Origin of the sequence: Pseudomonas sp. ADAK18, assembly GCF_012935695.1 — a bacterium.
Lineage (GTDB): Bacteria > Pseudomonadota > Gammaproteobacteria > Pseudomonadales > Pseudomonadaceae > Aquipseudomonas.
On record NZ_CP052859.1, the window covers coordinates 4,754,772 to 4,768,672 of the forward strand.

Consider the following 13,901-nt stretch of genomic DNA (forward strand, 5'->3'; position numbering starts at 1 on the left):
GGCCTACTTTGCCGAACCGCAGTCACTCCCATGCCTCAGTCCCACACCCAGTCTCATCACGTCATCATCATCGGCGGCGGCCCCGCCGGGCTGATGGCCGCCGAAGTGTTGAGCCAGGCTGGGGTCAAGGTCGACCTGTATGACGGCATGCCCTCGGTGGGCCGCAAGTTCCTGCTGGCGGGCGTGGGCGGCATGAACATCACCCATTCCGAAGCGCAGCCGGCGTTTCTCTCGCGCTATGCCGAGCGCGCGCCACAGATGGCGCCGTTACTGCGCCAGTTCGGTGCCGAGGCGCTGTGCGAATGGATTCATGGGTTGGGGATTCAAACCTTTGTCGGCAGCTCCGGCCGAGTCTTTCCTACCGACATGAAGGCTGCCCCGCTACTACGAGCCTGGCTCAAGCGTCTGCGGGACCAGGGCGTAGTTATCCACACCCGCCATCGCTGGTTGGGTTGGAATGACGACGGTAGCCTGCTTATCCACAGCCCCGAGGGCGATAAAAGCCTGCGTAGCGACGCGGTACTGCTGGCCCTCGGTGGCGGCAGTTGGTCGCGCTTGGGTTCCGATGGCGCTTGGCTCAAGCTGCTGGAAGATAAAGGCATCCCTTACGCGCCACTGCAACCGAGTAACTGCGGCTTCGAGGTGTCAGCCTGGAGCGAGTTGATGGTCAGCAAATTCGCCGGAGCCCCGTTGAAAAACGTCGCCATCGGCCTGGCGGATGACAAGCAGCGACTGGGTGAATGTGTGATCACCGCTACCGGGATTGAGGGCAGCCTGATCTACGCGCTGTCGGCGCCGATACGCGAGGCGATCAATCGGGAGGGAGCGGCCACGGTGCATGTCGACTTGCTACCGGGCAAACCGTTGGACAAGGTTCAGGCAGCACTGGCCAAACCTCGCGGGTCGCGCTCGATGAGCAAGCACTTGCACAGTCAGTTGGGGTTGGATGGCGTGAAAGCCGCATTGCTGCGGGAGTTGGCGCCCGCCGAGCATTTCAATGATCCGGTGCAGTTGGCCGTCGATATCAAGGCGCTGCCTCTGACGCTGGCGAAAACCAGGCCCATGGACGAGGCCATCAGCACGGCGGGCGGTGTGCCGTTTGAGGCGTTGGATGAGCGGTTGATGTTCAAGCAATTGCCGGGAGTGTTCTGCGCGGGCGAGATGCTGGACTGGGAAGCGCCGACGGGCGGGTATCTGCTGACGGGGTGTTTTGCCAGTGGGCGGGCCGCTGGGCAAGGCGTTCTGGAATGGCTAAACACACAACTCCCGCATTGAAACACACGCCAATGTGGGAGCTGGCTTGCCTGCGATGAGGCCATCGCAGGCACCTTAAAACTTACTTCTTCTTACGCGGCCCGGTATTAAACACCGGCACCTTGCGCACCGGCTTGAGCGAAGGCTCCGCCACCGACACTTCACTACTCTCCACCCATTTGCCCAGGTTGCGCTTGCCACCACCCGAGGTCTTGGGTTTCTTCGGCTTCTTCGGCTTTTTCACCACCTGACCACTGGAGTCCGTGTCCGGTACCCGATGCTCCGGCTCGAAGTCCTGCTCCATATGCCGGGTCAACGTCTGGCGGGTCAGCATCTCGATGGCCGACAACATGTTCACTTCGTCGGCACACACCAGGGAAATAGCCTCACCGGTGTTGCCCGCACGACCGGTACGGCCGATGCGGTGGATGTAGTCTTCGGCCACGATCGGCAAGTCAAAGTTGACCACCAGCGGCAAGTCTTCGATGTCCAGGCCACGGGCTGCCACATCGGTGGCCACGAGGATCTGTACTTCGCTGGCCTTGAAACGGTCCAGGGCACGCTGGCGGGTCGCTTGTGGCTTGTCGCCATGAATGCCGTCAGCGTTGATACCCAGGCCCTGAAGTTTTTCCACCAACGCGTCCACGCCGTTGCGGGTCTTGGCGAACACCAGTACCTGCTTCCAGCGCCCCTTGCGCATCAGGTGCACAAACAGCTCCGCCTTGCGCTTCTTGTCCACCGGCACCACCCATTGCTTCACGGTGTTGGCGGCGACGTTGCGCGGGCTGACTTCGACGGTCAGCGGGTCAATGAGCATCTGCCCGGCCAGCAGGCGGATCTCGTCGGAGAAGGTCGCGGAGAACAGCAGGGTCTGGCGCTTTTTCGGCAGCATGCGGTAAATGTTCGCCAGTTCTTCGGAGAAGCCCAGGTCGAGCATGCGATCGGCTTCATCCAGCACCAGGGTTTGCAGCTGATTGAGTTTCAGCGCGTTCTGACGGAACAGGTCGATCAGGCGGCCAGGCGTGGCGACCAGCACATCGACGCCTTTGCGCAGCTTCATCATCTGCGGATTGATGCTCACGCCGCCATACACGGCGTACGTGGTCAGCGGCAGGTGTTGGGCGTACTCAGCGACGCTGGCGTGGACCTGCTCGGCCAGTTCGCGGGTCGGGCACAGGATCAGCGCGCGCACCGAGTTGGCGGTAACTTTCGGCCCTTCCATCGTCAGCAGCTGCAGCAGCGGCACCGCAAAACCGGCGGTCTTGCCAGTGCCGGTCTGGGCCGCGGCCATCAGGTCGCGACCGGCCAGCACCGCTGGAATGGCTTGCGCCTGCACCGGCGTCGGGGTCTGGTAGCCGAGCGTCTCAAGGGCGCGCAGCAAGGGTTCGATCAGGCCAAGGGTGGCGAAAGTCATGGAAGTACCGTAGGAAAAAGTCAGCGCAAGGTCGCAATGCGCCGCAGTTTACCCTAAATCCGGTTTGGGCTTGCGCCACTGTGGCAGGCTGATCAGCAGCACCGCGCTGATGATCACCAGCATCGCCAACGCTTCCTCCATGCCAATGGTCTCGCCGACAAACACAATCCCCAGCAACACTGCTACCGCCGGGTTGACGTAGGCATAGCTGGTGGCCGCCGCCGGACGCACGTGCTTGAGCAGGTACATATAGGCGTTGAAGGCGATGATTGAGCCAAACACAGCCAGGTAGGCCAGGGCCAGCCACCCTTCAACCGGAGGCATGGCGTCGAGGTGTTCGCCCTTGAGTGCACTGCCCACCAGCAGCACCGCACCGGCGATCAGCATTTCTGCCGCGCTGGCCATGGCACCCTGAGGCAACGGCAAGTGCTTGCTCCACACCGAACCGAACGCCCAGGAGGCAGCGGCAAAAATCAGCAAGGCAGCGCCGAGCGGGCTGGATTGCAAGTTGGAGCCCATGTTGAGCATGGCGATCCCGATAATCCCCAGCACCACCCCAGCCCACTCAAGACGGGTATTACGCGCGCCCCAGAAAAAACCACAGAGCAAGGTAAACAGCGGAACCGTCGCCACCGCCAACGCGGCGACGCCGGATGCCACGCCGGTATGCTCCGCGACAGTGACCGCGCCATTCCCAAACGTCAGCAGCAAGATGCCGATCTTGCCGGCAGCCTTCCACTGCACCCAGGTCGGCGCCGGGGCCCCGCGCCAGCGCAGATAGCCGTACATCAGCGCGCCCGCCGCGAGAAAACGAATCCCGCCCAACATCAACGGCGGCCAGTACTCCACACCAATACGAATCACCAGATAGGTTGACCCCCAGATCACGTACAGCGCAAAAAAAGCGGCGATTAACGGTAAGGGAAAGCGACGTGGGCCAGGCATGGGGGCAGCTCTACGGCAGGACAAGGGAGGCTTATTCTAGAAAGGCAGCCTCGTAAACATAAGTTACAAAACCTGTTTAAAGCGCCGGTACACTTTTCAAAGCATGGTTATCAAGGCTATAACCCATGCTTTCGAAAGCCACGCGTTCCCGGAGCCTTACCATGGACAGATACGACCGTATGCTCCTCAACGCACTGTTGGAAGATGGCCGCGCGTCCTACGCACAACTGGCCCGCACGGTGAACCTGTCCGCCCCGGCCGTGGCCGAACGGGTCGCCAAACTGGAAGCCAGTGGCGTGATCACCGGTTATCAGGCCAAGGTCGACCTGTCCAAGATCGGCCTGCCGATTCAATGTGTAATCGAACTGCGCCTGACCAACCACGGCAATCAGAAAGTCTACGACGCCCTGAGCGAAATCCCGGAGCTGACCGAGTGTCACCGGGTCACGGGCGACCCGTGCGTGATCATGCAAGCGGCAGTGGGCTCGATGCCGGAACTGGAAAATCTGATTAATCGCGTGGCGAAGTTTGGCTTCAGCAAGACCTCGATCATTCTGTCGAGTGCGATAGAGCGGCGGGTGCCGTTGGGGCAGTTGGAGGGGAATGGCAAAAATGGCGGCTAATCACAGCATTCAATTCCAAAAGATCATCAGCCTCAGCCACCCAATCACACGGACAATCCCGCTATGGCCCGGCGACCCACCGGTAGCGTTCGAAGAGGTCGCCTCAATAGAAAAAGATGGCTATTACCTACGACGCTTCAGCATGGGGGAACACAGTGCGACCCACATGAATGCACCCAATAGTTTCTACGCCGATGGCCTCGGGATAGAAGGTTACCCACCAGAAGACTTGGTGCGACCCGCGGTGGTTATCGATGTACGGAGTAAAACCCGAAATAACCCCGACTATGTGATCAGTGTGCAAGATATTGAAAACTGGGAGCACGAGCACGGCCTTATAGAACCCGGCTCAGTGGTATTGATGTACACCGAATGGCAAAGCCTGTGGAACGACCCGGCAGCCTTTTTCGGCGAGGACGAACAGGGCCTGCATTTCCCAGGCATCGGTGAATCAGCAACCCTGCTGCTGCTTGAACAGCGCGGGGTCGCAGGGGTAGGCATTGATACTCATGGCGTCGATCCCGGCCAAAGCAGCAGGTTCGCGACCAACCATCTGGTGCTGGCCAGGAATGGAATTGTGCTGGAGTGCTTGACCAACCTGGACCAATTACCGGCCAAGGGCACAACACTGGTGATCGGTATTTTGGGCTTGCAGGACGGGTCGGGGTCTCCGGCGTCAGTCATGGCGTTTATTCCCTGATTGCATGGGGACGGGGTGTGGCAGTCACTCTTCTGCCTAATTGGAACGTTGAACAATCAGGTCGATGATTTGTTTGATCGTGGTGATGCTGTTCCAGTCTTCCTGAGTAGCGCGCAGATTGAATTGCCACTTGATCTGCATGACGAAACAGGTCAGGTCGTCATCAATGATTTTGAAGTCATGAATAAAGTCCGTTTGCTCTGTCACTTGGCTACGGTCGATAAACCCAATGATATCGATGAAAAGCTGAATGACCTTGTCGCTGACCTCTGCTCTCGTCGGGTTACTTTCCATTTCTTGCCTCATAAGCGCACTTGCCAATACTGACTAGATCAAAGACAGCCAAGCCTGCAGCGACAAAGGGAATACCTCGTCCAATAATGCCAAATACTCGAACCGTACCAAAGGTTGCCTTGGCCATTTTGGCCAATGTCGGTTGCCTGATCAGCGTCCGAGGGAAGAATCGCATACCGATATAGCTTGTCAGGTTGGTCGTTTTGCTGGAGCCGACGTGAACCCAGGCGCCCACTGATATTTTACTTATCGGTATTCCAGCAGCCCCAGTGATAAGGGTTGCTGCCGTCAGGCCATAGTGCTCTTGTGTGCATTTCCAAAGGTCCTCGATAGTCGTGTTGGGAATACGAGGATCAGCGTGAATTGCCCTCAGCATCTGGTAATTCGGAATGTTGATGGTGCCCATCTGGGTAGGTAACAACATGACAGCCGGGCAACTAGTCATCGTGTTATTCATATCAAACGCGATGCGTGAGAAGGGGAGCCCAAATTGATCTTGTGACGTCTGAGTTCAGACTCACTCTGCATAATCGCCCGGTGAAGATCACTTTCCTGCATGAAGACATCCTTACGAGTGAACGACATGCGGGATGTTAAGAGACTGAGAGGACGAGAATTTGAAAGCAATGGAAAATCAGACACGGCCTACAATTTCTGTGGAATAGACTTACATAACATTCTTAATGTCGGCAGAAGCCTCTGTGGTGAGCGCATTTTTTAAGGGCCAGCAAGACTGGTCCCTTTCATTTGCAGGACCTTTCCTAGAGAATTTCAACGCCTTGTTTCCGTCGGATCAGGTAGTTAGTCTCGCTCAGTCATCGAACAATCGGTGACCGGACGTGCAAGTCCGACGGCAATAAGACTCATAAATCAACCTACAGCTTAACGCCCAGCTTTTTATGCTTTGCGTTGCCCGTTATGGCAGCTGTGCGTGGGAGACCTTCGGGTCTGCTGGGTTTTGCTTCTTGCCCCGGTCTTGCACACCTACGTACAGTTGCCACCCTCATTCGCGTGCAAGCGGACGGTGGTAGCTTCTTCCTTAGCAAGAGGTGTTCACCATGGTCAAAGTCACTCCCGATCCACCCCACTTCCTCAGCGATAGCGCCCTCACCCGCCGCGCTATCAATTACTACCTCAAAGCCTCCGCCCCAGATGGAGCGCCCTTCGTCCTTAACGACAACCTGAGTTTCGAAGATGCCTTGGCACGTGCTGCTGACTTGCTGCATTGCGCAGTGGTGACCGCCCAGACACCCGGCGAGCCCATGAACGGGCAGCAGCGGGCAGTGATGCATTTGGTGGAGATGGCGAAGGTGATGGTGGATCGGTCTTTGGACTGTTTACAGCCTCGATAGCACCGCAAAACTAGTGTGGGAGCGGGCTTGCTCGCGAATGCGGTGTGTCAGCCAATACATGTGCTGGCTGATACACCGCATTCGCGAGCAAGCCCGCTCCCACATTTTGAGCTTCATCAGATTGAAGATGGCGCACGGCGCAGCTGATTAGAACCCGCGATGCTTTTTCAAATGGTCATTGATCTTCGCCGCCGGCACTTTCTGCAAGCTGCACAGCAAGTCGTGTGACAGCTCCCGCAAGCCGTGGTGACGGCGCAGTTCCTGGGCCAGGTGGGCCGTCAAGTTGGCCGCCATTTCCGCATCGGCCATGGCCCGGTGAGCCTTGCCGGTGTGGGGCAGTTGGGCGAAGGAGGTCAAGGTGCCAAGCTTGTGGTTGGGCGCCGCCGGCATCAGGCGGCGGGCCAGCAGCAGCGAACAGGCAAACTTTTGCAGGCGCGTACGGCGGATCAAGCCCAATTCGAAGTCCCAGAACTTCTGGTCGAATGCCGCGTTGTGAGCCAGTAGCGGCGTGGTCCCGACAAACTCATTGACCTCATTCATCACCCGCTCCGCCGGTGGCGCAGTGCGCAGCATAGCGTTGCTGATGCCGGTCAGTTGCTCGATAAATCCCGGCACCCGCACGCCCGCATTCATCAGGCTCTGGTAACGGTCCACGATCTGGCCCTGCTCCAGGATGACCACGGCGATTTCCGTGGCCCGGCAGCTGCTGCTCGGCGAGATGCCGGTGGTTTCAAAGTCGATGACCGCTATACGTTCCAAACCTGTTCCAACTCCGTCTAAAAATCTATTTGAGCAACAGCGCGCCTTCAATCGGCACGTAGCGGCTGGCAGCGCGAATCAATGAGTTGGCCGTCAGCCCTGGTACGCCGTAGGCGACGGCTTCGACGCCATGCTTGTTGATGATGCGGTCCAGCAGCATGTCGAAATCACCGTCGCCGGAAGCCAGCACCACTTCGTCGACATGGGCGGCGGCGTCCATGATATCGATGGTAATGCCCACGTCCCAGTCACCCTTGGCCGAGCCATCACTGCGCTGGATGTAGGGTTTGAGTTTCACGGTAAAACCGAGGTTGCGCAGGATCTGCTGGAATTGCTGCTGCTTGCTGTCGCCACGGTCGATGGCATAGGCGTACGCCTCGACAATCTGCCCGCGTCGGCTGATGTCAGCCCACAGGGCGGCGTAGTTGAAGTGGCAGCCATAAGCCTGGCGCACGGTGTAATAGAGGTTTTGGACATCGGCGAACACTGCAATTTTTTTCACCGTAAATCCTCATGGCACAGGCTGGGACCCCGGACTCAAGGGCCCGGAAAGGTTGCCAGTATGCCAGTCAGGAGGAAGTTTCCGAGAAAAATCAGCCCGGGGCGACGAAGCGCCCCAGATGAATGTGCATCAGACGAAGGAATCGTCATCGCCAAAGGAAGAGGAATCGTCGGAATAGTCGTTGTCGGCGAAGCTATCCGAGTTGTTGCCTGAGCTGTCATTGCCAGCGAAACGCTGGTCGTCATTGTTGCCCCAACCACTGTTGTCACTTGCCGGGGCCGGCTCTTCGCGGATGATTTCTTCCACCACCTGCGGTTGCTGTTGGTTATGGCTGAACAGGCTGCTGATGCCTTCCGCCAACATCACACCACCGGCCACGCCAGCGGCGGTTTTCAGCGCACCACCTAAAAAGCCGCTGCCGATAGGGGCTGCTGTCGGCTGCTGGGGCTGCTGGTAATTCTGCTGTGGTACGCCGAAGTTCTGTTGCGGCGCCGGTTGGCTGTTGAAGCCAGGGCGGGCCGGTTCACGCCAGCCACTTCCCGAAGCAGCAGGAGCACTTGCAGCGGGCTGCGGGTCGCGGGAACCACCGCCAAAGATACTCGACAGGAAACCACCGCTGCTGGGTGCAGGCTGCGCGGCCTGGGATTTGGCTTGTTGCAGTTCGTCCTGCAATTGCTGGATCTGTTGCGCCTGTTGCTTGTTCTGCGCATCAAGGCTCTTGATCGCAGCCTCTTGCACCAGAATCGCCTGGGTCATGAAGTACCCGGCGGCCGGCTGGCGAGTGATGTGCTCCTTGATCCGCGCTTCTGCCTGGGCGTCGCGGGGGGCTGAGTCCGTTTCGGCTTGCTGCAACCGTGAAAACAGTCCATCGATCAGGGTTTGCTCTTCGCTGTTCATGGCGACCTCGTTAGATTGCCGGTAGAAATCTTCGTCCTGCCAAAAATAGGCCGGGTACGTACCAGTAATGGGGCTGCCTTCCAAGGTTTCAATGGTCTTTACGCAAGGTTTACGTTTGCCAGTGATCGGTTAAAGTGTGCCCCTGCTTTTTTGGCCTGTGATGACCTTGATGAATCCGTTAAACGTACTGCGCGACTCCTTCTATTTTTTCCAGCGCAACCTGGGCGCCATCGTTCAACTGTGCCTGCCGCTGGTGATCCTGGAGGCACTGCTGCAACAGGTGCTCGATCATTCGCTGGGGCCTGATGCGTTTCCCGGTTATAGCGTGGTGGTGGGGTTGCTGGTGTATCCGCTGTACACCGGGGCACTGATCCTGTTCCTCGACGCCCGTACCCGTGGCGAATCGCCGCGAACCCTGGACGTGCTGGCCATGGCCGTGACCCTGTGGCCACGCTTTGCCCTGCTGACGGCCATCAGCACACTGCTGATCCTGCTGGGCTTATCGCTGTATTTCCTGCCGGGTTTGTGGCTGATGGTTACCCTGGCCTTCGCCGAGTACCTGCTGGTGCTGCGGGGCATGTCGGCGCTGTCGGCCATGAAGGAAAGTTTTCGCCTGACCCGTGGGCATTTCTGGCGGATTCTGGTGTGCCTGCTGTGTGTGATGACACCGCTATGGCTGCTCAAAGGCGCCACAGTGGCCATCTATCCTGACCCGAATCCGGTGCTGGGCGTGCTGATCGACAGTGCGCAAAGCTTTCTGCAGTTGTTTACCAGCGTGGTGCTGTTTCGCCTGTTCATGCTGATCGGTGGCGATGCTGACGCACGGTGATATGCTCCATCCCTATCCTGGAATGCCATAAGCCGAGCCGATGACCCGTTTATTGCGCATCACCCTGGTGGGCCTGTTGATTCTCGCAGGCCTGCTGGCCGCCCTGACCTACAGCCTGACCTGGCGCCCCGACGATAAGGAAACGCTGCCCATTCGCTGCGTCGCCCCCCGGGCACCGACCCTGCTACCGGGCCAGGCACTCAAGGTGATGACATGGAACGTGCAGTACCTGGCCGGCAAGAACTATGTGTTCTGGTACGACACCCCCGACGGCAGCGGCCCGGACGATCGCCCCACCGTCGAAGACATGGCCTTCAGCCTTGATGAAGTGGCGCGCGTGATTCGCGACGAGCAGCCCGACATCCTGATGCTGCAAGCGTTGGACGAGGGCGCCAAGCGCTCCCACTATCAAGACCAACTGGCATTGCTCCAGGAGCGCGTGGCCGACCTTTACCCCTGCAGTACCCAAGCCTTCGACTGGAAGGCCGACTTCGTCCCGGACCTGCATATCTTCGGCAGTGTCGGTCGCAAACTGGTGACGATGAGCCGCTACCAGATCGAACACGCCGAGCGCCTGCAATTGCCTGTGGCCTCGGCCAATCTGATCAGTCGCCAGTTTCAGGCGAAACCAACGCTGCTGCTGACCTACCTGCCTTTGAGTGATGGCGGCCAACTGGCAGTCCTCAACACCCGGCTGGACAGTTCAGCGCCCGGAAGCAGCGCCGTACTGGAACAGGTGCAGATGACCAGCAAGCTACTGGATAAATTCGAGAGCCGTGGCACGCCATGGCTGATTGGCGGGGATTTCAATTTGCTCGCACTGGGACAATTCCTGCGCCTGGATGCGGGCAAGCGCGGGCAATACTCCCCCGACAGCGAGTTGCATCTGCTGTGGGACAAATACCCGATGATCCCGAGCAACAGCGAGTCCAGCGGGGTGGACCGAGCCCAATGGCTGACCTACTTCCCCAATGACCCGACTGTAGACGGGCCGGATCGTACGCTGGACTATCTGTTCTACAGCCCGCGGATCAAAAGGGTCGAAGCCCAGGTTCGGCAGGCCGATACCTTGCGCACCTCCAATCACTTGCCGATGATTGCACGGTTTCTGTTGCCGGCGGCGCAGTAGCGCGCTGCTCCGGATTACTTCCTCGGTTTGATCCGCGCTGTGGCCTCTGCCACCAACGGATCATCCGGCCAGTAATGCTTCGGATAGCGCCCCTTCAAGTCCTTCTTCACTTCGGCGTAGGTACTGCGCCAGAAGTTCGCCAGGTCCTGGGTCACCTGCACCGGCCGCCGCGCTGGCGACAACAGGTGCAACTTGACCACTTGCCGCCCGCCGGCAATACGTGGTGTGTCCGCAAGCCCAAACAACTCTTGCAAGCGCACCGCCAGGATCGGTGGTTGCTCGCTGTAATCCAGTCGCACCGATGAACCCGACGGCACCTTCAGATGATGGGGCGCCAGTTCGTCCAGGCGTTGCGGCAACGGCCACGGCAGCAGGTTATGCAGGAAACTGGACAGGTCCAGGTTGGCGAAGTGACTCAGGCGCGAGACTTTGCCCAGGTACGGCATCAACCAATGTTCAAGGCTGGCGAGCAAGGCGCTGTCGCTGACGTCCGGCCACTGGCTGTCTTTACCGGCATCCAGTTGGCGCAACAACATCACCCGTGCCTGCCACTGACGCAATTCCGGGGTCCAGGGCAGCAACTCCAAGCCCTTGCGGCGTACCAGGCTGACCAGCGCCTGGCTGCGAGCGGCTTCATCGAGGCCCGTCAGAGGTTCTCGGCCGAGTACCAATTCGCCCACCTTGCGCTGGCGTTCGGCGCGCAATACACCTTCGCGCTCGTCCCAGTCCAGTTGATCGACCACCCGTACTTGTTCGGCCAACACTGAGTCAAACAGTGCCGGATCAAAGTCCGCCGCCAGGTAGATCCGTTCTTCCCGCTGGCCCTGACGACTGCCCAGATCGGCGATCACCAACCACGGCTGTTTCATCAAGCTGTCAGCCTCGGCAAACAGCGCCGCGCGGCCATTGGCCAGACGGTATTCGGCGCCGCCGGCACGACGCTGTTGCGCAACGCGGTCGGGGTAAGCCAGGGCCAGCAAAGCGCCCAGCCAGCGCGGATGATCGGGGTCGGCAACCGCCTGCTCGGCTTTGCCTCGCAGGTAGCCCCGGTATTGCCGAGCCAGTTGCTTGGCCCGCTGCACGCCGCCTTGAGTGCCACGCGCGCGCTCTTCGCCCGACAACAACACCAGGCGACTGTGCAAATCCGCGCCGGCACCGCGCAAGATATCGCGCTCGCCCAACAGCGCGGCCACGTCACAGGCCATGCTCGCCAACCCCAGGTCCTGACCGCGCAGCAACAAATGAGCGATACGCGGATGGGCCGGCAGCTCGGCCATTTTCTGACCATGTTTGGTTAACACACCTTCATCCAACGCCCCCAGGCGCACCAGCAAATCCTGGGCCTGGGCATAAGCGGCCGTCGGCGGGACATCGAGCCACACCAGTTGGCCAGGTGTCACCCCCCAGCGAGCCAGTTGCAAGGCCAGCCCGGCCAGATCGGCCGCGAGGATTTCCGCACTGGCATACGCCGCCAACGCTTCATGCTGATCCTCGGACCACAACCGATAACACACGCCCGGCTCCAGCCGCCCTGCCCGCCCCGCACGCTGGGTGGCGCTGGCGCGGGAAATACGTTGGGTGTCGAGTCGGGTCATGCCGCTGCCGGGATCGAAACGCGGCACCCGCGCCAGCCCGGCATCAATCACCACCCGCACGCCATCGATGGTCAAACTGGTCTCGGCGATATTGGTCGCCAGCACCACTTTGCGTTTGCCCGCTGGCGCCGGGTCGATCGCCGCCCGTTGCGCCGCCAGGTCCAATTCACCATGCAGCGGGCACAGCAGCACATCGCCACGATCCCCCAGGGCGTCAGCCAACTGCTGATTGACCCGACGAATCTCCGCCTGGCCCGGCAGGAAGACCAACACACTGCCAGACTCGTCGTGCAAGGCTTCAAGAATGGTCTGCACCAACCGTGGCTCGATAAATTCACCGGGCTGGAACGGCCGGCCCCAGCGCATCTGCACTGGGTACATACGGCCTTCGCTACGCAGGATCGGCGCGTCATTCAGCAGGCTGGCCAGGCGTTCGCCTTCAAGCGTGGCCGACATCAGCAGGATCTTCAGCGGCTGCTCATCGCGAAACAGATCACGGCCATTAAGGCTGAGGGCCAGGGCCAAGTCGGCATCCAGGCTGCGTTCGTGGAATTCGTCGAAGATCAGCAAGCCCACGCCGTCCAGCGCCGGGTCATCCTGCAAACGCCGGGTGAGGATGCCTTCGGTGACCACCTCAATGCGGGTGTTGGGGCCAACCTTGCTGTCCAGCCGAATTCGGTAGCCGACGGTTTCACCAACCTTCTCACCCAACTCACTGGCCAGGCGCTCGGCGGCCGCACGCGCCGCCAGACGCCGGGGCTCAAGCATCAGAATGGTTTGCCCGGCGAGCCAGGTTTCATTCAACAGCGCCAACGGTACTCGCGTGGTTTTACCGGCGCCGGGCGGTGCTTCGAGCACGGCTTCATGGCGCGTCGCCAAGGCTTCACGCAGGGCGGGTAAAACATCATCGATTGGCAACGAATTCATACTGGCTCCAAAGCAGAGCGGCGAGTATAACGGCGAACTGCCGGGTGTCGGTGGTGGTCTGAACAACACATCAGGATCCGAGTGTGAACGCGGTCAAAGGTGGGAGCTGGCTTGCCTGCGATGGCAGTGATTCAGTGCCTCAGAAGCTGGCTGACCCAGCGTCATCGCAGGCGAGCCAGCTCCCACATTAGACGGCGTAGCCTGGCAGATCTGGCTTATAGTTACCCTTCAAGCGTGTTCAGGAGAGTTCCATGCGTATTGCTTCCCGTGTCATTGGCGGTGTTCTGGCCGTCACCCTACTGAGTCAGCTAACGGCCTGCGGCTCGATTTTCTACCCCGATCGCCGTGGCCAGATCGATGGCAAGGTCGACCCGGCGATTGCCGTACTCGATGCGATTGGCCTGTTGTTCTACGTGATTCCCGGCCTGATCGCCTTCGGTGTCGACTTCGCCACCGGCGCCATCTATTTCGAGCCTGGCAAGACCGCCCAGGTGGCCCCGGAAAAACTGCAACAAGCCATCGGTGCCGACGGCAAAGTCGACAACGCCAAGCTGCAAACCATCATCCAGAAGGAAACCGGCCACAACCTGCCGCTGGACGACCCACGCATGATTCAGTTCAAGGGCAGCGTTCAACAGCTGGCTACCCTGGGCCTGCAACCCGCCGCTTGAAGGATCTGAG

Annotated in this window: 15 protein-coding genes; 7 read left to right on the plus strand and 8 right to left on the minus strand. The window is 59.8% G+C overall.

The window, feature by feature from the left end; all coding sequences use genetic code 11:
* The first annotated feature begins 30 nt into the window (after positions 1 to 30).
* A complete protein-coding gene (locus HKK55_RS21475) occupies positions 31 to 1,275 on the plus strand; it encodes a TIGR03862 family flavoprotein (protein WP_169356494.1) in 1,245 nt (414 codons plus the stop codon).
* A 61-nt stretch (positions 1,276 to 1,336) separates the two neighbouring features.
* Here the strand turns inward: HKK55_RS21475 and HKK55_RS21480 are convergent, their stop codons facing one another.
* Together HKK55_RS21480 and yedA are read right to left on the minus strand one after the other, a co-directional pair.
* On the minus strand, positions 1,337 to 2,668 hold the full coding sequence (locus tag HKK55_RS21480) for a DEAD/DEAH box helicase (RefSeq protein WP_169356495.1): 1,332 nt from the start codon (positions 2,666 to 2,668) through the stop codon (positions 1,337 to 1,339).
* Between the two features lie 48 nt (positions 2,669 to 2,716).
* Entirely contained in the window at positions 2,717 to 3,613 is an 897-nt protein-coding gene (gene yedA, locus HKK55_RS21485; RefSeq protein WP_169356496.1) for a drug/metabolite exporter YedA, read from the minus strand.
* A gap of 161 nt (positions 3,614 to 3,774) precedes the next feature.
* On the opposite strand from yedA, the gene HKK55_RS21490 reads away from it, so the two are divergent.
* Both HKK55_RS21490 and HKK55_RS21495 read left to right on the plus strand, forming a co-directional pair.
* The gene (locus HKK55_RS21490) at positions 3,775 to 4,236 is read left to right on the plus strand and encodes an Lrp/AsnC family transcriptional regulator (RefSeq protein WP_169356497.1); all 462 of its coding nucleotides are present in this window, start codon (positions 3,775 to 3,777) and stop codon (positions 4,234 to 4,236) included.
* Positions 4,217 to 4,936: a cyclase family protein gene (locus HKK55_RS21495; protein ID WP_169356498.1), complete on the plus strand. Its 720-nt coding sequence runs from the start codon at positions 4,217 to 4,219 to the stop codon at positions 4,934 to 4,936. The genes HKK55_RS21490 and HKK55_RS21495 overlap by 20 nt, the downstream gene beginning before the upstream one ends.
* A gap of 36 nt (positions 4,937 to 4,972) precedes the next feature.
* Here HKK55_RS21495 and HKK55_RS21500 read toward each other — a convergent pair whose 3' ends face one another.
* Positions 4,973 to 5,230 carry an acyl carrier protein gene (locus HKK55_RS21500; RefSeq protein ID WP_169356499.1) on the minus strand — a complete coding sequence of 86 codons (258 nt, stop codon included), beginning with the start codon at positions 5,228 to 5,230 and terminating at the stop codon, positions 4,973 to 4,975.
* Entirely contained in the window at positions 5,220 to 5,687 is a 468-nt protein-coding gene (locus tag HKK55_RS21505) for a hypothetical protein (protein WP_237151280.1), read from the minus strand. The genes HKK55_RS21500 and HKK55_RS21505 overlap by 11 nt, the downstream gene beginning before the upstream one ends.
* 601 nt (positions 5,688 to 6,288) lie before the next feature.
* Here HKK55_RS21505 and HKK55_RS21510 point away from each other — a divergent pair.
* Entirely contained in the window at positions 6,289 to 6,582 is a 294-nt protein-coding gene (locus HKK55_RS21510; RefSeq protein WP_169356500.1) for a DUF3077 domain-containing protein, read from the plus strand.
* A 147-nt stretch (positions 6,583 to 6,729) separates the two neighbouring features.
* On the opposite strand, the gene HKK55_RS21515 is transcribed toward HKK55_RS21510, so the two are convergent.
* From HKK55_RS21515 to HKK55_RS21525, 3 genes are all read right to left on the minus strand, one after another.
* Complete coding sequence (locus tag HKK55_RS21515; protein ID WP_169356501.1) at positions 6,730 to 7,341, minus strand: PolC-type DNA polymerase III; 612 nt, start codon at positions 7,339 to 7,341, stop codon at positions 6,730 to 6,732.
* A 25-nt stretch (positions 7,342 to 7,366) separates the two neighbouring features.
* A complete protein-coding gene (locus tag HKK55_RS21520; RefSeq protein WP_169356502.1) occupies positions 7,367 to 7,843 on the minus strand; it encodes an NYN domain-containing protein in 477 nt (158 codons plus the stop codon).
* Between the two features lie 129 nt (positions 7,844 to 7,972).
* Positions 7,973 to 8,740, minus strand: coding sequence for a DUF2076 domain-containing protein (locus tag HKK55_RS21525; RefSeq protein WP_169356503.1), 768 nt, complete (start codon positions 8,738 to 8,740; stop codon positions 7,973 to 7,975).
* Positions 8,741 to 8,909: 169 nt separating this feature from the next.
* Between HKK55_RS21525 and HKK55_RS21530 the strand changes: the two genes are divergently transcribed.
* Both HKK55_RS21530 and HKK55_RS21535 read left to right on the plus strand, forming a co-directional pair.
* A complete protein-coding gene (locus tag HKK55_RS21530) occupies positions 8,910 to 9,569 on the plus strand; it encodes a YciC family protein (RefSeq protein WP_169356504.1) in 660 nt (219 codons plus the stop codon).
* A gap of 40 nt (positions 9,570 to 9,609) precedes the next feature.
* Complete coding sequence (locus tag HKK55_RS21535) at positions 9,610 to 10,698, plus strand: endonuclease/exonuclease/phosphatase family protein (RefSeq protein WP_169356505.1); 1,089 nt, start codon at positions 9,610 to 9,612, stop codon at positions 10,696 to 10,698.
* A gap of 14 nt (positions 10,699 to 10,712) precedes the next feature.
* Here the strand turns inward: HKK55_RS21535 and hrpB are convergent, their stop codons facing one another.
* On the minus strand, positions 10,713 to 13,220 hold the full coding sequence (gene hrpB, locus HKK55_RS21540) for an ATP-dependent helicase HrpB (protein WP_169356506.1): 2,508 nt from the start codon (positions 13,218 to 13,220) through the stop codon (positions 10,713 to 10,715).
* 251 nt (positions 13,221 to 13,471) lie between these two features.
* On the opposite strand from hrpB, the gene HKK55_RS21545 reads away from it, so the two are divergent.
* Positions 13,472 to 13,891: a polyribonucleotide nucleotidyltransferase gene (locus tag HKK55_RS21545; protein WP_169356507.1), complete on the plus strand. Its 420-nt coding sequence runs from the start codon at positions 13,472 to 13,474 to the stop codon at positions 13,889 to 13,891.
* Positions 13,892 to 13,901 lie beyond the last annotated feature (10 nt).